This is a genomic window from Pseudomonas sp. TE6288 (genome assembly GCF_054062095.1).
The window spans coordinates 18694-36340 of sequence record NZ_JBSSEW010000004.1; the positions used below are offsets into that span (position 1 = coordinate 18694).

General features: G+C 62.1%; 21 protein-coding genes and 2 tRNA genes. 14 read left to right on the top strand and 9 right to left on the bottom strand.

Annotated features, from left to right (window positions below):
- Window positions 1-3: 3 nt before the first annotated feature.
- The 6 genes from ACVWY1_RS04860 (at window position 4) to csrA (ending at window position 5563) form a co-directional block, all read left to right on the top strand.
- Window positions 4-1290, top strand: coding sequence for a Zn-dependent hydrolase (locus ACVWY1_RS04860; protein ID WP_277503423.1), 1287 nt, complete (start codon window positions 4-6; stop codon window positions 1288-1290).
- Between the two features lie 214 nt (window positions 1291-1504).
- Window positions 1505-2263 carry a molybdate ABC transporter substrate-binding protein gene (modA, locus tag ACVWY1_RS04865; protein ID WP_277503422.1) on the top strand — a complete coding sequence of 253 codons (759 nt, stop codon included), beginning with the start codon at window positions 1505-1507 and terminating at the stop codon, window positions 2261-2263.
- Complete coding sequence (modB, locus tag ACVWY1_RS04870; RefSeq protein ID WP_102683308.1) at window positions 2263-2943, top strand: molybdate ABC transporter permease subunit; 681 nt, start codon at window positions 2263-2265, stop codon at window positions 2941-2943. Before modA ends, modB begins: the two co-directional genes overlap by 1 nt.
- A 1-nt stretch (window position 2944) precedes the next feature.
- Complete coding sequence (gene modC / locus ACVWY1_RS04875) at window positions 2945-4036, top strand: molybdenum ABC transporter ATP-binding protein (RefSeq protein ID WP_457377865.1); 1092 nt, start codon at window positions 2945-2947, stop codon at window positions 4034-4036.
- 58 nt (window positions 4037-4094) lie between these two features.
- Window positions 4095-5117, top strand: a complete 1023-nt coding sequence (locus ACVWY1_RS04880) for a DNA topoisomerase IB (protein WP_102683310.1) — start codon at window positions 4095-4097, stop codon at window positions 5115-5117.
- Window positions 5118-5368: 251 nt separating this feature from the next.
- Complete coding sequence (csrA, locus tag ACVWY1_RS04885; RefSeq protein ID WP_023628788.1) at window positions 5369-5563, top strand: carbon storage regulator CsrA; 195 nt, start codon at window positions 5369-5371, stop codon at window positions 5561-5563.
- Window positions 5564-5640: 77 nt separating this feature from the next.
- Here csrA and ACVWY1_RS04890 read toward each other — a convergent pair whose 3' ends face one another.
- From ACVWY1_RS04890 to ACVWY1_RS04905, 4 genes are all read right to left on the bottom strand, one after another.
- On the bottom strand, window positions 5641-6000 hold the full coding sequence (locus ACVWY1_RS04890; protein ID WP_102683311.1) for a response regulator: 360 nt from the start codon (window positions 5998-6000) through the stop codon (window positions 5641-5643).
- Between the two features lie 4 nt (window positions 6001-6004).
- Entirely contained in the window at window positions 6005-7450 is a 1446-nt protein-coding gene (locus ACVWY1_RS04895) for an ATPase domain-containing protein (RefSeq protein ID WP_457377866.1), read from the bottom strand.
- A 6-nt stretch (window positions 7451-7456) separates the two neighbouring features.
- A complete protein-coding gene (locus ACVWY1_RS04900; protein ID WP_277503419.1) occupies window positions 7457-8617 on the bottom strand; it encodes a two-component system sensor histidine kinase NtrB in 1161 nt (386 codons plus the stop codon).
- An 80-nt stretch (window positions 8618-8697) separates the two neighbouring features.
- Window positions 8698-8982 (bottom strand): hypothetical protein, encoded by a 285-nt coding sequence (locus ACVWY1_RS04905; RefSeq protein ID WP_173862438.1) that lies wholly within the window; start codon window positions 8980-8982, stop codon window positions 8698-8700.
- A gap of 101 nt (window positions 8983-9083) precedes the next feature.
- Between ACVWY1_RS04905 and ACVWY1_RS04910 the strand changes: the two genes are divergently transcribed.
- From ACVWY1_RS04910 to ACVWY1_RS04920, 3 genes are all read left to right on the top strand, one after another.
- Complete coding sequence (locus ACVWY1_RS04910; RefSeq protein WP_277503418.1) at window positions 9084-9296, top strand: hypothetical protein; 213 nt, start codon at window positions 9084-9086, stop codon at window positions 9294-9296.
- A gap of 93 nt (window positions 9297-9389) precedes the next feature.
- Window positions 9390-9474 (top strand) — tRNA-Leu (locus ACVWY1_RS04915).
- Between the two features lie 105 nt (window positions 9475-9579).
- A complete protein-coding gene (locus ACVWY1_RS04920; protein WP_102683315.1) occupies window positions 9580-9993 on the top strand; it encodes a DoxX family protein in 414 nt (137 codons plus the stop codon).
- A 15-nt stretch (window positions 9994-10008) separates the two neighbouring features.
- On the opposite strand, the gene ACVWY1_RS04925 is transcribed toward ACVWY1_RS04920, so the two are convergent.
- Window positions 10009-10197, bottom strand: coding sequence for a hypothetical protein (locus ACVWY1_RS04925; RefSeq protein WP_277503417.1), 189 nt, complete (start codon window positions 10195-10197; stop codon window positions 10009-10011).
- 241 nt (window positions 10198-10438) lie between these two features.
- Between ACVWY1_RS04925 and ACVWY1_RS04930 the strand changes: the two genes are divergently transcribed.
- The 4 genes from ACVWY1_RS04930 to ACVWY1_RS04945 all read left to right on the top strand — a co-directional run bounded on the left by ACVWY1_RS04930 (window position 10439) and on the right by ACVWY1_RS04945 (window position 13705).
- Window positions 10439-11113, top strand: coding sequence for a polysaccharide lyase family 7 protein (locus tag ACVWY1_RS04930; RefSeq protein WP_198755381.1), 675 nt, complete (start codon window positions 10439-10441; stop codon window positions 11111-11113).
- A gap of 141 nt (window positions 11114-11254) precedes the next feature.
- Window positions 11255-11683, top strand: coding sequence for a hypothetical protein (locus ACVWY1_RS04935; protein WP_102683317.1), 429 nt, complete (start codon window positions 11255-11257; stop codon window positions 11681-11683).
- 284 nt (window positions 11684-11967) lie between these two features.
- Entirely contained in the window at window positions 11968-12633 is a 666-nt protein-coding gene (locus tag ACVWY1_RS04940) for an SOS response-associated peptidase (RefSeq protein WP_457377867.1), read from the top strand.
- A gap of 262 nt (window positions 12634-12895) precedes the next feature.
- Window positions 12896-13705 (top strand): META and DUF4377 domain-containing protein, encoded by an 810-nt coding sequence (locus tag ACVWY1_RS04945; protein WP_102683319.1) that lies wholly within the window; start codon window positions 12896-12898, stop codon window positions 13703-13705.
- Between the two features lie 66 nt (window positions 13706-13771).
- Here ACVWY1_RS04945 and ACVWY1_RS04950 read toward each other — a convergent pair whose 3' ends face one another.
- Window positions 13772-14164 carry a nuclear transport factor 2 family protein gene (locus tag ACVWY1_RS04950; protein ID WP_102683320.1) on the bottom strand — a complete coding sequence of 131 codons (393 nt, stop codon included), beginning with the start codon at window positions 14162-14164 and terminating at the stop codon, window positions 13772-13774.
- Window positions 14161-14811: a DsbA family protein gene (locus ACVWY1_RS04955; protein ID WP_102683321.1), complete on the bottom strand. Its 651-nt coding sequence runs from the start codon at window positions 14809-14811 to the stop codon at window positions 14161-14163. Before ACVWY1_RS04955 ends, ACVWY1_RS04950 begins: the two co-directional genes overlap by 4 nt.
- Before the next feature lie 111 nt (window positions 14812-14922).
- On the opposite strand from ACVWY1_RS04955, the gene ACVWY1_RS04960 reads away from it, so the two are divergent.
- Window positions 14923-15816, top strand: coding sequence for a LysR family transcriptional regulator (locus tag ACVWY1_RS04960; RefSeq protein WP_207238316.1), 894 nt, complete (start codon window positions 14923-14925; stop codon window positions 15814-15816).
- 297 nt (window positions 15817-16113) lie between these two features.
- Here the strand turns inward: ACVWY1_RS04960 and ACVWY1_RS04965 are convergent, their stop codons facing one another.
- Window positions 16114-17076 (bottom strand): hypothetical protein, encoded by a 963-nt coding sequence (locus ACVWY1_RS04965; protein ID WP_457377868.1) that lies wholly within the window; start codon window positions 17074-17076, stop codon window positions 16114-16116.
- A gap of 361 nt (window positions 17077-17437) precedes the next feature.
- Window positions 17438-17511, bottom strand: a tRNA-Cys gene (locus ACVWY1_RS04970).
- Between the last annotated feature and the right edge of the window lie 136 nt (window positions 17512-17647).

Genomic DNA, 17647 nt, shown 5'->3' on the forward strand with positions numbered 1-17647 from the left:
CCCATGACCACCCCCGCCAAGGAAATCCTGCAATCCAGCCAACACCACATAGACAGTAACCGCCTGTGGCAATCGCTGATGGACCTGGCCCGCCTCGGCGCCACGCCAAAGGGCGGCGTATGCCGCCTGGCGCTGACCGATCTCGATCGCCAGGCTCGCGATCTGTTCGTGCAGTGGTGCGAAGCAGCCGGTTGCACGGTGAGCATCGACGCCGTAGGCAACATCTTCGCCCGCCGCCCAGGGCGCAACGCCAAGCTGCCACCCGTGATGACCGGCAGCCATATCGACACCCAGCCCACCGGCGGCAAGTTCGACGGCTGCTTCGGCGTGATGGCCGGGCTGGAGGTGATCCGCACCCTCAATGATCTCGGCGTGGAAACCGAAGCGCCGCTGGAGGTGGTGGTGTGGACCAACGAGGAAGGCTCACGCTTCGCCCCGTGCATGATGGGTTCTGGGGTGTTCGCCAACAAGTTCACCCTCGAGCACACCCTGGCCAAGCGCGATGCCCAGGGCGTGAGCGTCGGCGAGGCATTGAACGCAATCGGCTACGCCGGCAGCCGCACCGTGTCCGGCCACCCGGTCGGCGCCTACTTCGAGGCGCATATCGAACAGGGCCCGATCCTCGAGGACCAGCACAAGACCATCGGCGTGGTGCTCGGCGCCCTCGGCCAGAAGTGGTTCGACCTGACCCTGCGCGGCGTCGAGGCCCACGCAGGCCCCACGCCGATGCACCTGCGCAAGGACGCCCTGGTCGGTGCCGCCGCCGTGGTCGAGGCGGTCAACCGCACCGCCCTCGCCCACCAGCCACATGCCTGCGGCACGGTCGGTTGCCTGCAGGCCTACCCCGGCTCGCGCAACGTGATCCCCGGCGAAGTGCGCATGACCCTGGATTTTCGCCACCTGGAAGGCCAGCAACTGGAGTCGATGATCGCCGAGGTGCGCCAGGTGATCGAGGCCACCACGGCCAAGCACGGGCTGGACTACGAGCTGGTGCCCACCGCTGACTTCCCGGCCCTGTATTTCGACAAAGGTTGCGTCGAGGCGGTACGTGATTCGGCACGCAACCTGGGCCTGGCGCACATGGACATCGTCAGCGGCGCCGGGCACGACGCGATTTTCCTTGCCGAACTGGGCCCGGCGGGGATGATCTTCGTGCCGTGCGAGGGCGGGATCAGCCACAACGAAATCGAGAACGCCGCCCCCGAGGACCTCGCCGCCGGCTGCGCGGTGCTGCTGCGGGCGATGCTGGCCGCGTCGGAGGCGATTGCCAGCGGACGATTGGCGGCGTAGCGATGATCTTCTGGAGATCGCCCACCCCTTGGGCTGCGCTGTCGCGCAGGGAATAGCGTTCAAGCATCACCTGCGTGGGAGCGGCCGTGCGCCGCTGCCACGCAGCTCCACAACAAGGCCACCAACGACGGCAAATCACACCAACCTCTTCCCGACAGACGGCTTATCGCTATATATTCCGCACCATAACGATAATCCCTCAGGAGCCGTCTTCATGCGTATTCGCTTGTCCTATCTGGCCGCCAGTACCCTCGCCAGCCTGATCTTCCTCAACAGTGCCTGGGCCGATGAAGTCCAGGTCGCTGTCGCGGCCAACTTCACAGCGCCCATCCAGGCCATCGCCAAGGATTTCGAGAAGGATACCGGCCACAAGCTGGTCGCTGCCTACGGCGCCACCGGCCAGTTCTACGCACAGATCAAGAACGGCGCGCCATTCGAAGTGTTTCTCGCCGCCGACGACAGCACTCCGGCCAAGCTGGAACAGGAAAAGGAAATTGTTGCAGGCTCGCGCTTCACCTACGCCATCGGCACCCTGGCGCTGTGGTCGGCCAAGCCAGGCTATGTCGACGCCAAGGGTGATGTGCTGAAGAAGAACGAGTACAAGCACCTGTCCATCGCCAACCCCAAGGCCGCGCCCTATGGCCTGGCCGCCACCCAGGTACTGGACAAGCTGAAGCTGACCGAAGCCACCAAGGCGAAGATCGTCGAGGGCCAGAACATCACCCAAGCCTTCCAGTTCGTTTCCACCGGCAACGCCGAGCTGGGCTTCGTCGCGCTGTCGCAGATCTACAAGGATGGCAAGGTCAGCGAAGGCTCCGCCTGGATCGTGCCCGCCGAGCTGCATGACCCGATCCGCCAGGATGCGGTGATCCTCAACAAAGGCAAGGACAACCCGGCCGCCAAGGCCCTGGTCGATTACCTCAAGGGCCCGAAAGCCGCCGCGGTGATCAAGTCCTACGGCTATGAGCTCTGATGCCTCTCGACGCCAGTGACCTGGGCGCCATCTGGCTGACCATCAAGCTGGCCAGCCTGACCACCGCCATCCTCCTGGTGCTGGGCACGCCCATCGCCTGGTGGCTGGCGCGCACCCGTTCCTGGTTGCGCGGGCCGATCGGCGCGGTAGTGGCCCTGCCCCTGGTGCTGCCGCCAACGGTAATCGGCTTCTACCTGCTGCTGGCCCTCGGCCCCCATGGCTGGATCGGCCAGGCCACACAGGCTCTGGGCCTGGGCAGCGTGGTGTTCAGCTTCACCGGGCTGGTGATCGGCTCGGTGGTGTACTCGATGCCCTTCGTGGTGCAGCCATTACAGAACGCCTTCGGCGCTATCGGCCAGCGCCCGCTGGAGGTGGCAGCGACACTGCGCGCCAGCCCCTGGGACACCTTCGTCCACGTGGTGCTGCCCCTGGCTCGCCCCGGTTTCATTACCGCCAGCATCCTCGGCTTCGCCCATACCGTCGGCGAGTTCGGCGTGGTGCTGATGATCGGTGGCAACATTCCCGACAAGACCCGTGTGGTCTCGGTGCAGATCTTCGATCACGTCGAGGCCATGGAATATAGCCAGGCCCACTGGCTGGCCGGGGCCATGCTGGTGTTCTCGTTCCTGGTGCTGCTGATGCTCTATGCCGGCCGCCGTGGCAAGGCAGGCTGGAGCTGAAATGAGCGCATCGATACAGGCGCGCCTGAAACTGGCGCGTGACGATTTCACCTTGGACGTCGACCTTGACCTGCCCGGTCGCGGCATCAGCGCCCTGTTCGGTCACTCCGGCTCAGGCAAGACCTCGTGCCTGCGCTGCCTGGCCGGCCTGGAACGGGCCGCCAGCGCCTACATCGAAATCAATGGCGAGGTGTGGGAAGACAGCGCCCGCGGGCACTTCATCCCCCCGCACCGGCGCCCGGTCGGCTACGTGTTCCAGGAGGCCAGCCTGTTCCCGCACCTGTCGGTGCAAGGCAACCTTGAGTTCGGCTGGCGCCGTATCGCACCGCAGGCCCGCAAGATCAGCCAGGAACAGGCCTGCCAGCTGCTGGGCATCGGCCACCTGCTGGCGCGCAAGCCGGCGACACTGTCCGGCGGCGAGGCACAACGCGTCGGCATCGCCCGAGCCTTGCTCAGCAGCCCGCGACTGTTGCTGATGGACGAGCCACTGGCTGCCCTCGACAGCGCGCGCAAGCGTGAAATCCTCCCGTACCTGGAGCGCCTGCACGACGAACTGGATATCCCGCTGATCTATGTCAGCCATGCCCAGGACGAAGTGGCGCGCCTGGCCGACCACCTGGTGTTGCTCGAACAGGGCAAGGCAGTGGCCAGCGGGTCGATCGGCCAGACCCTGGCCCGCCTCGACCTGTCATTGGCCCAGGGCGAGGATGCCGGGGTGGTGCTCGAAGGCGTGGTGGTGGGCCACGACCCGCATTATGAGCTGTTCGACCTGCGCCTGTCCGGCACGGAGGGGCAATTGCTGCGTATCGCCCACCCCGCCTTGCAGGTGGGCAGCAGCCTGCGCCTGAAGGTCCAGGCCCGGGACGTCAGCCTGGCATTGGCCGCCGACGGCGCGTCGAGCATTCTCAACCGCCTGCCGGTGCGGGTCCGCGAATGCCGCCCGGCGGACAACCCGGCCCATGTGCTGGTCAGCCTGGATGCCGCCGGCAGTGCGCTGCTGGCACGCATCACGCGCTATTCGGCGGACCAGCTCGACGTGCGCGCGGGCCAGTTGCTGTGGGCGCAGATCAAGTCGGTGGCACTGTTGGGCTGAGCAATGACGCGGCGGATGCTGTCCATTGCAGCATGAGTGCCCTCGATGGACTGCGCCGATGCCCGACTGCCCGTTGCCTGCCGCCCTGCATTATGTCGATGACAGCCAGCCCGGCCTGACCCGCCGGCGCTGGCGCGACCGCTTCCACTATTTCGACGCCGGCAACCAGCGGGTACGCGATAAAGAGACCCTGGCACGCATCGCCGCCCTGGTGATCCCGCCGGCCTACACCGACGTGTGGATCTGCGCCGACCCGCAAGGGCACTTGCAGGCCACCGGGCGCGACGCCCGGGGGCGCAAGCAGTACCGCTACCATACGCAATGGCGCGAGCTGCGCGACCAGCACAAGTACGCGCGCATGCTGGCCTTCGCCGAGGTGCTGCCGAAGCTGCGCAAGCAACTGGACACGCACCTGGCTTCCCCCGGACTGGGCCGGGAGAAGGTCATGGCGCTGGTGATCAGCCTGCTCGACACCACGCTGATCCGCATCGGCAACCGTCAGTACCTGCGCGACAACCGCTCCTACGGGCTGACCACCCTCGACACCCGCCATGTGCAGGTCAAGGGCAGCCGTATCCGCTTCCAGTTCCGCGGCAAACGCGGTGTCGAACACAACGTCACCCTGACCGACCGACGCCTGGCCGGCCTGGTCAAGCGCTGCATGGAACTGCCCGGCCAGGCTTTGTTCCAGTACCTGGACGAACAAGGACAGCGCCATGGCATCGGCTCGACCGAGGTCAACCAGTTCCTCCAGCAGCTGACCGGCGCCGACTTCACCGCCAAGGACTACCGCACCTGGGCCGGCAGCAGCCTGGCCCTGAGCCTGCTCAGGCCACAGGCCTGGGAGCCCGACAGCGAGGCGCGCCGGCAGGTCGCCGCCATCGTCCGCCAGGTGGCGACGCGCCTGGGCAACACTCCGGCGGTGTGCCGACGCTGCTACATCCATCCAGCCGTCCTTGAGCACTTCCACCTCGGCCGTCTTTCGGCATTGCCCCGTGTCCGTCCGCGCAAGGGATTGGAAACCGAGGAAGTAGCACTGCTACGTTTCCTGCAGATGTTGGAGCGCCAAGACGATCATTGACGGACACTATTTACTTCATCGAGCAGAGAAATTTCCCATATGGCGCCAAGCACCCTATCCTTGCCACCGAGCACCTTGCCGTGGAGTGGCCTCGCAGCCCTGCCGGCACCTGCAACTAAAGATCGACAACAGAATTTGTCTGTCGGGGAATTACTATCCGCCGAAAGCGTCTTTAATGAGAAGGAAGAGGGACAGGCTCCCACCGCAGAGCACCTGGCTCGGCGGTTTTCTACATCACCAAGGAGAACTACATGCTGATACTCACCCGCAAGGTTGGCGAAAGCATCGTCATCGACGATGACATCAAAGTCACCATTCTGGGCGTCAAGGGGATGCAAGTGAGGATCGGTATCGATGCACCGAAAGATGTCCAGGTGCACCGTGAAGAGATCTACAAGCGGATCCAGGCGGGCAGCCCGGCGCCCGAAAAAAGCAACGACGAGTAACCCGCAAGCCAACTGCATCATGCCGCACGGATGCGCCTGATCGATTGCCCGCCCATGCGGGGAGCCTCTCCTGAACCTCAGGTGCCCAGCAATTCGCGCACCGTGGCGATCATCCGGTCCATGTCGAATGGCTTGTCGAACACCGCCGCGAACCTCCCGGGGCAGGCCCGACCCTGGCTGGCCTGGGCGCCACTCATGAGAATGACCGGCAGGTCCGCCAGTTGCAGCTCTTCACGTATGGCTTGCAGCAGTTCTTCGCCATTGAGCACCGGCATCATGTAGTCGGTGATCACCAGGTCCACGCGCTTTTCCTTCAAAGCCTCCAGGGCCTTGCGCCCGTTGCTCGCCTTTTCAACCAGGTAGCCTTCGTCCTCCAGGGCAAAACCGAGGATATCGGCAATCAGGTACTCGTCGTCGACGATCAGGATGCTGTTCATCCCATCAACGATCTCCAGGCGGTGTCGCCGAGCCACTGAGCACGCCACTGGCACCGTCGAACGCCCGCGCCAGGCTGATGCCATGAGGCCCCAGATTCAGCGCCTGCAAAGCAGGGTCGTGGTCGCTGTCACGCACCTTGATCACCGACAGTGCGCGGTGCAGTTGCGCGTCGAGCTCGGCGAAGCGCATCAGTATCAGGTTGTCGACGATGCTCGACAGGTCGGGGGCCGGCGCGGTGATCTCCGCGCCGAAGATGTCACGCATCTCCCAGGTCAGCAGCACCGTCACGCCACGGGCGCGCAGCTCACCCGTCAGTGCGCGGAAGAAGGCATTCAGGCGGGCAGGCTCCAGCGCCAGGCGGCCGAAGGCTCCAAGGCTGTCGATTACCACGCGCCTGGCAGCGAGCGCCTCGACCTGTGCCAACAGCTGGGCGCCAAGTTGATCCAGCAAGCCTTCGCTGGTCGATTGCCAGCTCAGTTGCACGCTACCTTCACGCTCAAGTGCCTGCAGGTCGAAGCCCAGCGCACAGGCCTTCAACCGCAACCGCGCAGGCGTCTCGTAGAAACCGAAATGCAGACCCGGAGCAGCCTGGGTCGAAGCGGCCAGGAACGCGATGCCCAGCGCTGTCTTGCCTACGCCCGATGGCCCCATCAGCAGGGTCACCGACGCCTCGGCCAACCCGCCACCGAGCATGGCATCGAGGTCGGCAACACCCGTGGCGACCCTGCTCAGGGTTTGCGCTCCTGCCTGGCTGGGGCGACTGTACAGCGACTCCAGGCGCGGGTAGACCTGCAACCCGGCCTCCGTGATCAGGTATTCGTGGCGCCCGGACAACGCGCCACTGCCACGCGTCTTGCGCAACTGGACATGGCGCACCGCCGTGCTGCCGACCAGGTGTTCGCCGAGCTCGATCACGCCATCAACCATGGTGTGCTCGGGGCTGCCTTCATCCAATCGCGCACTGGTCAGCAACAACAGTGTGCAGCCGGCGAATGCCGCATGCCCCTGCAGCTCGGAAACGAATTTCTTGGTATCGAGGCTGGTTTCCGCCCTGGAGCGGGCGTTGAGCAGCCCGTCGACGATCAGCAAGGTGGCCTGCTGCCGGGCAATTTCCTGGCGCAACAGCCTGACCACCGCGTCCAGGCCCTCCTGCTCCAGGGTGTCGAATGCGCTGACGAACTGAATGGTGTCGCCCACCAGCGCCGGGTCGAAGAAGCTCAGGGTCGACAGGTACTGGAACAGCCGTTCATGGGACTCGCTGAGCAACGTCGCCACCAGTACCCGACCACCTTCACGCACATGGTTGCACGCCAGCTGGTTGGCCAGGATGGTCTTGCCCGAACCGGGATGCCCTTGAACGATATAGGAGGCGCCAACCACCAACCCCCCTTTGAGCAGCGCATCGAGCCCCGCGATGCCCGTGGCCAGTCGCTTTAGTTGCTCTACCATGGCTGTCTATCCGTCGGTCGAAAGCGAATCGGGGCCCGTCCGGGCTGGTAGGTACAGGCTCATGCAGGTGCCCTCGCCAAGCCGGCTGGACACCTCGATCGCACCATTGCTCTGCCGGGCGAAACCATAGGCCTGACTCAGGCCAAGGCCAGTGCCCTTGCCGAAGGCCTTGGTGGTGAAGAACGGCTCGAAGATCCGTGGCAGCACCTGCGGGTCAATGCCCTGGCCGTCATCACGTACATCAAAGCGCACGAAGTGCCCGCACAGCCCATCCACTTCGCCGGACAACTGCACGCATTCGACCACCAGACGGATCTGCCCGGTGGCGACAATGGCGTCGCGGGCATTGAACACCAGGTTCAGCAAGACCATCTGCAACTGCCCGGCGTCCACCTCGATCAGCGGCAAGTCAGGCTGTACCTGGGGTAGCAATTCGATTTCCCGGGGCAATGCGTGCTCCGCCAGCCCGCAAATGATATCGATCGCCTCGGCAGGCACGATGCGCGTGATGCTCAGTTGCCGATGCCGGGCAAAGCTCAAAAGTTGCTGGGTCAGCTGGGTGCCGCGCTGGCCAGCATCGAGGATATGCTCGAGCAAGCGCCTCACACGTGCCGGATCCTGGCTGCTGCTGGCCAGCCGGGCCGAGCTGAGGATGATGGTCAGCAGGTTGTTGAAGTCATGGGCCAGGCCTCCGGTGAGTTGCCCCAGGGCCTCGAGCTTTTGCGCCTGGAACAATTGCGCACGCATGGCATCGAGCTGCTGGGCCGACTCGCGACGATCGGTGATGTCGCGGGTGACCTTGGCCAGGCCGATGACCTCGCCTTGCGCGTCGCGAATCACATCCAGCGCGGCGAGCGCCCAGAACTGCGTGCCGTCCTTGCGCACGCGCCAGCCTTCGTCCTGCGCCTTGCCTTCTTCCAGTGCCTGGCGCAGCAAGCGTTGCGGGCGGCCGTCGGCACAATCCTGGGCGTTGAAGAACAGCGAGAAATGCCGGCCGATCACCTCGTCGGCAACGTAGCCCTTGATCCGCTGCGCGCCGGCGTTCCAGGACACCACATGGCCGGTTGGGTCGAGCATATAGATGGCGTAGTCCACCACCGCCTGGACCAACTGCTCGTAGCGTGCCTCGGGCATCACCGAATGGGTGGGGCGGTCTGTCGAAACCATGTGAGCTCCACAAGCACCGCGAAAGGACATATTGAGCGTAGTCAAAAGTCCAGCATGCACTGCACCTTATGCGACGATCGTCAGCGCTCGCGCTCCACCACGGTCGGCACCAGCCTGCGCGGCATTGCCACCTTGAGCAGCCATACCCCCACCAGCAGGATCAGCGCTGCGCCTGCGAAGGCGAGCAAGCGCCTGGGCTGCGCAGCCTCCTGGTCGAAGCCGAGCATCAGCAGGTAACCACCCAGGCTGATGAAGCCTGCGTAAAGAAACGCCGCCAGCAGGCAGACCAGAAGGAACAGCAGGCGCCAGAACAACTTTGGGCGAACACGCCGCGTTGCGTCCGGGCCAGGGGGAAGCGATGACATGGCGACAGGCCTGGTTGGATCCAATGCGCGACAGTGGCGCAATGGCGGCATCCTGTCAATTGAACTATAGTGCCCGCGCCCCGGATCCCACAGGAACCATCATGACCTCCAACCTTCGCTTGCAAGGGCTGCAGGACGACCTGATGCGCAGCGCCAGCGAACTCGATGAACTGAGCCAGGCGCTGGACGGCCATGTCCGTTACCTGCGTCATTCGATTCATCAGGCAGATGCGCACACCATGGGCGGGCACGTTGATGACCTGCGCCATAGTGCCCGCGAGATGCGCGATATCGCGCGTGCCATCGCCCCCTGAACGCCTAGGCAGGTTGACGCATCTATAACGATAGGTTATAAAGCGCGCCTGATTGTCTGGTCCAGGCTGCCCTGCGGCGCGCCAGCCAATCGTGCGAGTGTGGTGGAATTGGTATACACAGCAGACTTAAAATCTGTCGGCGTGAGCCTTGCGGGTTCGAGTCCCGCCACTCGCACCATCTTCTGTCGATGAAGGCGCCCTTGCGGCGCCTTTTTCGTACCCGCCGGAAATCCGCCGCGCAGCTGCTAGAGTGGAACCTGTCCCTGTTCACTGGAGCGCCGCCATGCGCTATAGCCTGCTCGATGGTCAACGCGACTTCATTCTGCTGCTCGCCCGCATCCTGTTGATGATCCTGTTCGTGCTCTCCGGCTGGAGCAAGCTGACCGGGTTCGAAGGCACGGTCGGCTACATGACCTCCCTGGGCGCCCCCGCCCCGATGCTGGCTGCGGCCATCGCCGTGATCATGGAACTGCTGGTCGGCATCCTGTTGATCCTGGGGTTCTACACCCGCCCCCTGGCCTTGCTGTTCGCCCTGTTTGTGCTGGGTACCGCGCTGATCGGGCATCCGTTCTGGAACATGGTCGAACCCGAGCGCAGCGCCAACATGACCCAGTTCCTGAAGAACCTCAGCATCATTGGCGGCTTGCTGCTGCTGGCCGTCAGCGGTGCCGGGCGGTTCTCCCTCGACCGCCGCTGAGCAGCCGCGTCGACATCAGTCGTCGCAGTCGTCGTGCCAGGCCGGGTGGTCCTCTTCGTCATCGAAGTCGTCGAGCGACTCTTCGTCCTCCTCGACTTCGTCAAGGGCCCCGTATGCATCCGCCTCGGGGTCGTAGCCCTCGTGGAATTCAGGGTCGAGCAGATGGTCGTGCTCAGGTTCGTGCAGATCGTCTTCTTCGTGCATCACAGGCTCCGGTAACAACGGCAGGCCTATATAGGCGCATCGACGCACAGGGTCAATCCTCATGGCGCTTAACCCCGGCTTAACCGACTAGGCGCACAGTGCAGGCTCTCCCTTCAAAAACGCTCTTTGCCCGCCGCCCTGGCGGGCTTTTTTTGCCTGGACCTCCCTTGCCCGATGAACCGAGCGCCCTTTCAAGGCTCGCATGCGGTGCAGGATCTTTATCATCAAGGAGGTATCCACCATGACCGTGAACATCGACAACCTGATCATCACCACCCCAGTGGCAAAGTCGTCCAGCAACCCAGTGGCGCTGGAATTGACCGGCGCCCAGGCCCTCGCCACCCTGCCCCAGGTTGTCAGCCGCCTGGACGATGGTGCCGTGCGCATGACCGCCCCAACCAAAGGGGCGGCGAGCAAGAGCACCCACCGCACCCGCTGTGAGTGGAAGGAAGCGGTCTACTGGACGCTGGCCAGCGCCGGCCGGCATGTCAATCACCAACGCATGGTGCTGGAGCGGGTCAACTCGGCACAGAAGGTGGTGATCGCGCAGATGCATGTGAAAGATGACGACAGCCCGGTCATCAAGGTGTTCTGGAACAAAGGGAAGGTCACCCTTGGTTTTCGCCAGGACTTCAACCAGGGGATACCGACCAGTAGCACCATCCTGGCCGAGGTGCCGCTGGGCGCGCCTTTCGACATTACCATCGAGGTCACTGCGGCGGGCGCCGCCACGGTGTCGGCCGTTTGCGCCGGCCGCACCGGCAGCAGCGCAATGCTGAACATGACGTCAAGCTGGAATGGCCATACGTTCAACTTCCACGGCGGGGTTTACAACCAGTTGGATTTCAGCTCGACCACTCCGGCCTCGGATGGCTCGACATGCGTGATCAGCCAACTGGAACTCCTGCATGGCTGAGGGGCACGGCTGCACTGAAATCGCCATTTCGGACGTCTTTGAGCAAATAGGATGACAGCAATATGGCCAGCATCAGCGCAGCATGTGATCACCTCGCGTCCTACCTTGCGCGAGTAACTGCCTCGCAAGAAAGGATACACAATGCATTACCGCCCCCTACTCATTGCCGCACTCCTCATGCTGACCAGCGGCTGCGCCTCCGGCCTGAACTCCATTCAGCAGGCCGAACTCGACCATTACCGTGCCAACAACCTGGCAGCCGAAGAAAAGAGCCCCACGGCCGCAATGCTATTAGGGCTGTTACCGGGTGGCGGATCGTTCTACGGACAAGCGTATGTTCCTGGTACGGTCAACCTGTTGCTCTGGCCAGTGTCTGTTCTATGGGACCCATTCAGTGGCTACAACGCAGCAGAGTCGATCAATTATCAGGCTACCCGGGCGCATGTCGCACGCCTGAAAAGAAACGAGATGGAGGAACTCGACAGCCAGTTACTGTTGAATGCCATCGACCAAAAGCACTACGCGGTCAAACGCCGCATGGTCAATGAAAAATTCAGTAACGGTTACTGAGCGCCTGCCAGAATGACATTCACGAAATTCTGACATTCTACAAGGCAGACTGGCCTGGCTTCGATACGTTCTGTTCAACCCGCCGATCTGGCGGGTTTTCTTTTTTCTGGGCTTTACTTCCTGCACACGCCTGGGTCGTTGACAACATTTTCACGTCTGCTGTGGCAAGTTGACGACTCATCCGTGAAACACTTGGCCCGCCCTCCCCAGCGGGCCTTTCTTTGCGCGCAGCACAAGCCCTCGCGCGGTCTATGCTTCACCTGCGTACGCAGGAGAGGCTTACGATGTGCGGAAGGCTCAGCCAGTACCGTGGAATCCATGAATTCGTAGAAACGCTCAGCATGCCGGATGCCTGGCGTAACGCCGTGGGTGACCGGGCATTGCTGCGCTACAACGTCGCCCCCGGCACGCCCGTGGCGGTACTGCACCGGGAGGCTGCCTGCAGCAGGGCCGACCTGGTGAAATGGGGCTGGCGCCCACATTGGGCCACTGACCCTGTCACGCCGATCAATGCCAGGGCCGAGAAGGTCGCCCATGGGCCCTACTTTCGCTCGATCTGGCCCCACCGCGCCGTCGTGCCCGTGGATGGCTGGTTCGAATGGGTCGATGAGGGCGCGGCGAAGAAACAGCCGTATTTCATCCGCCGCCGCGATGGCCACCCTGCCCTCTGCGCGGCCATCGGCCAATTTTCCGACAATGAACGCGACGGCTTCGTCATCATCACCGCCGACGCTCAAGGCGGCCTGGTCGATGTCCACGACCGCAGGCCAGTGGTGCTGTCAGCGCAGCTGGCCGTGGCTTGGATGGCGCCCGACCTGCCCAGCGAAGCTGCCGAGCAGATGGCCCTAGGCCTGGGCGAGCCGGCCGAGCGCTTAGAGTGGTATCGGGTCGGCATGGCAGTGGGTAATGCACGCAACCAGGGCGCCAAGCTCATCCAGCCGCTACCATGAACGACTTACCCGCGGGCTCGGGGAGCAAGACATCCGCTCGAAAACCGCCAGCGTAGTGTGCAAAATTTCGTAACACTTACCCATCACCCATTCCATGAAACCGAACGGGATCAATGCTGTCCGATTGCCATCGGTAGCTGCAGAGGTCACCTCGAGTTGTCGCCGGACAACCCGATACATCCTCGACAAAACCGGCTTACCGGCGCGCGCCCCCCACCTGCGAGGATGCCGCCCTTATTTTTCAAGGCTGAAAGAGCGAACCATGAAACAGAATATTCTCCTCGTCGCCGTCTGTGCCGCCCTGCTTCAGGCCTGCACCCCGGCTTCCACCTCCCATGAAGGATCGCCTTCCATGCCGGCCACCACCGCGTCTGCCGCAGCCCAGCCTCTGCTCTCGGCCTACTACTGGAACCTGGCATCGGCCAGCGATGCAGCCGGCAAGCCCAACGCAGCCCTGGCCTCAGGCATCGAGCGCAAGTTGCGCCTGAATTTCGGTGACCAGCGCCTGAACATCAGCGGTGGCTGCAACAACCAGTTCGGTGGCTACAGCTATCAGAACGGTGTCCTGAAGGTGCAGCAACTGGCTTCGACCATGATGGCCTGCGACAAGCGCCTGATGGACCTGGATGCCGAGATCGGACGCCTGTTGAAAGGTGATCTGCGCGCGGCCTTCAGCGGCGAAACCCACGCACCCGTGCTGCAATTGACCACCCAGGACGGCTCGGTGCTGAAGTTTCAGGGCGAAGCCACTCCAGAAACCCGCTACGGCAGCAAGGGTGAGACCAAGTTCCTGGAAGTTGCCGCCAACACGGTCAAGTGCAGCCATCCGCTGATCCCCAACTACCAGTGCCTGCAGGTGCGCGAGCGCCGTTATGACGACGCTGGTCTGCAACTGCCGACCCAGGACAACTGGCACCCGCTGTACCAGTCCATCGAGGGCTACGAGCACCATGACGGCGTGCGGACCGTGGTGCGGGTAAAGCAGTACGAATGGAAGAACCCGCCAGCCGACGCCCCGTCGCAAGTCTATGTGCTGGACCTGGTGGTCGAGCAGGACGCTTCGGGCAAGTAAATGCCAGTCGGCGCAGGCCGCCCTGCAGCGGCCTGCGCCTGGAACCGACGGCGATCGTGAAACGGCTCAGGTAAGCGCCGCGTTGACCTGCGCACTGTCGACGTATTGCTCCATGCTGACGATCTTGCCGTTGTTCAGCCGGTACAGATGGGCAAAGGTAGCAGTCATCGCTTTCCCGGTCTTGCGATAGGTGCCCGAGTAGACGCCAAAGGCGGCAACCCGGTCGTCCTCGGCCACATAGGTATGCACCTTGGCCTGGTAGCCATCCCATTCGGTGGCCAGGCGATGGAACACACCCTCCATGATCGCCTGCGGGCCGACATAGGTACCGGCATAAGGGAAGCCAGCCGCCTCGGTCCAGGTCACGTCCGCAGCCAGCGCCGCCAGCAGATTCCGGCCATTTTGTTCGGCAGAGCCTTCGTACGAGGCTCGGATGATGTCCAGGTTGCTCCTGCTCATGGTTTTACCCCCACGTTCAGCTCGCGAATGAAGGCCTGAGGATCTGAAAAGATAGCGCTGGCAGGTAACAACTGCATGGCGTCGTCCGCTTGTTGCAGAACGAATGTCGGCACGCCTTGACCGCCCACGCGACGCAACAAGGCGCGCCCCTGCCCCACACGATCATCGTTGGCCTGCAGCAAGGCCAAATCCGGACGCGTCAGCCGCTGCGCGGCGGCATCCAGCCCCAGGTCCGCCATCACTGCTGTCAACGTCTCCAGTCGAGTCACGTCCAGGCCATCGACGTAGCGCGCTGCCTGAATCGCCTTGAGCGCTTCGAACTCGTGCTCTGGCGAAGTCAGGTTCACTGCGCTGAGCGCCAGGGTAGACGGACCACTGTCGAACCCCTGAAGACGGTCGGCGAGCACCTGGTCACGATAGCGTTCACTGAAGACCTGCCCGGTCAGGCGTTCGATACGCTGGTCGTTGCTCCAGGCGTAGGCCGCAAAGTCATCATCCATGGCGCGAGCACCGCTGCCGGAAAACAGCCCCGTCGGTATCAGGCGCAACGCAAGGCCCGTGGATTGGAGAACGCGGGGCAGCGGTCCACCTGCACCGTAGCACCAGCCACAGAGTGGATCGAAGAGGTAAACCAGAGCCTTGCTCATAGTGGATCGCCTTGAATGGAATGCCTCGAATCTTATAGATCAAGCATTGACATTTAAACACGTACAAAATAAACGAACTGTATGTTATTGGCATATATTAAGGACATATCAATGACCGGCGCTTCCAGCCTGAACAGGCTTGCGTACTTCACCGCGGTGGTCGAAACCGGCTCCTTCACCGCAGCAGCAGAGCGCCTCGGCATCACCAAGGCCGTGGTCAGCCAGCAGGTGGCGCGACTGGAAAGCGACTGTCGCACCACACTGCTGGTTCGCAGCACGCGGAAAGTCCGCACCACCGAGGCGGGCCAACAGTTCTATCACCGCTGTGCATTGATCCTCAAAGAGGCTGAAGAGGCTTTCGAGGAATTGTCCGAAGCCGCCAGCGAGCCGACGGGCACCCTACGCCTGACCGCCCCTTTCGATTACGGCATTGGTGTCGTGGTGCCGGCCATCACCGCATTCTCGCAGCGATATCCGCAGTGCAAGGTCGAAGCACACTTCAGCGACCAGACCCTGGATCTGGGCGCCAACGATCTGGACCTTTCCATTCGCGTTGGCTGGATAACCGAGCAATATCTGCAGGCCCGGCGAATCGGCGAGTTTGCGCAACGATTAGTGGCCGGCCCTCAGTGGCAAGCGCGAGTGGACAAACTGCAGGCCCCGGCGGATCTGGCCGAGTTGCCAATCGTGGCGAACCTGGCGCTGCGAGAACCGACCCGATGGGTATTTGCCAAGGACGCCACGCAGCGCGAAACGGTGGAGATGAGAGCCAGCCTGTCGCTTAACGCCACCTTGGCAGTGCGCGAAGCCACGCTACTCGGGGCCGGGCTATCGGTCCTTCCGGACTATATGGCTGAACCAGACCTGCAAGCAGGCAGGCTGATCGAAGTGCTGCCGCAGTGGTCGCTGCCCCGAGGCGAGATCCATGCGGTCTTTCCAACGGCTCGCTTTCGACCGGTCAAGGTGCGGGCGTTTATCGAGCTTCTGGCAAGCCGCCTGGCTTAGGGTCTGTACGGAGTGTGTCTGCGCGAAGGCAGACAAGGCGAAACGGCGGGAGGAAGCGCAGTGTACTGGAGTACATGAGCATTCCGAGCCCCGTTTCAACGCAGTATGGGGAAGTGCAGATAACATTTCGTACAGAGCCTAAGGCAATTGCATACAGCAGGGCACTCAAAAAAAGGGATCACCGAGCGCGTTTACCGTCGCGTAGGCGCAATCGCCACACTGGCTGTGGCGAGCCTGAATCAGAAATGAAAAAGCCCAGCGCGACGGCTGGGCTCTATTACGCAAGGAGATAGAAGATCATGGGGTCCAGTAAGCAATCTTGCCGGCTGCACCAACAGCTACAAAATTGCCGTTACCGTAGGCGACGCTCCGGATATCGGTTCCTGCGAAAGTGTTGGCTTGCTGAACCCAGCCGATCCCATCCTCGGAAACGGCTGTCTTGCCGCCGTCGCCGACAGCTACATACTTGCCATTACCGTAAGCAATGTCGCGGATGATGGTTCCACCGAAACTGGTATCTTCAACAGCAGTCCAGCTAAGCCCATCGGATGAATATGCCATCTTGCCATCCGCACCAACGATAAACATTTTCTCGTTGCAAAGCTTCATGGAAAGGATGGTGCTAGTGCCGAAGGTGCTGGTTCTGGTCGCGAATGATTGCGGATTACCCGTTGGCATCTTCACAGCGCTAAGCAGCTTCCCATTCGATCCCGCAATCAATACAAAAACGCCAATGACGTTGACGCAGTACACAGTCTCGCTAGAAGTGAAGGTCGTAGTGCGCTCCACCGTGCCTGACCAATCCTCATAACGGGAAAAGACTTTACCGTTAGACCCAACCAGTATCCAGGTCGCGATGTCGCCGTAAATTGGCTGATAATACACAATGCCATGCAAGTCTACATACGCGCGAGCAGCTGCCGTAAGGTCTGTCCAATCCCTTAAAGGGCGTGCAATGCTGCCGTGGACCACATTGCCGGATTGAGAAAGGCCTTGAAGCGTTGTCCCAAGACCGTTCCAGTACAGCTCGTTGAGGACCTTTCCGCTATCAGAGGTGACGGCGCCCTTGAGCTTGGTCCACGCTGTACCAGTTGCGTCTCCGCTGATGAGCTGAGTGGTTGTGGGAAGACCGTTGCCACCAGCCGCATAAAACTTGCCTTGCGCAAAAACCACGCGCCTAAGCATGCCGGTGTTCTCCACCGGCTCTACTTGAGCCCAAAGATCTTGCAAGGTTTGAGACGCCGAGTTTGCGTTATCCATTTTAAACTCCGTTACTGAGCTGATTTAAGTTCAGGCCTCTGTATTGGGCGTATGGCGCTCATGGGCGATGGTTCGAGACTCGAGGTCTTCTGGCGAGATCAGGGGTGACGAGGTTTCAACAACCTCAGACCTGTCGCTGATGTAGGAAACTATGTCACATAAGCACTGTATATTCAACCAGTATTCTGAAGTTTTTATTCAGCGAACTTCGGTTGAGCGCTTGTATCGTCGAGTCGGAGCGATCGCCAAGCCTTCCAAGTGATCCAGTTTTGGGACTGCGCGTAATTTGTTTTGGGACTTCGGTAGTTTCCTGCGCACAAAGAAAAACCCCGCAGACCTAGATCTGCGGGGTTTCGAATAGTGGAGGCCGAGGTCGGAATCGAACCGGCGTAGACGGATTTGCAATCCGGAGCATAACCACTTTGCTACTCGGCCTCAAAGTCGGAGTCAGCTTTCGCTATCTCCTTGAAACCGCTGAGCTTTTTCAAGCCAGCTGCGTTTCGATGGACGCCATTATGTCGGCATTCGATGCACCTTGCAACCCCCTTGAAGAAAAAAATCTTCAAGGGGT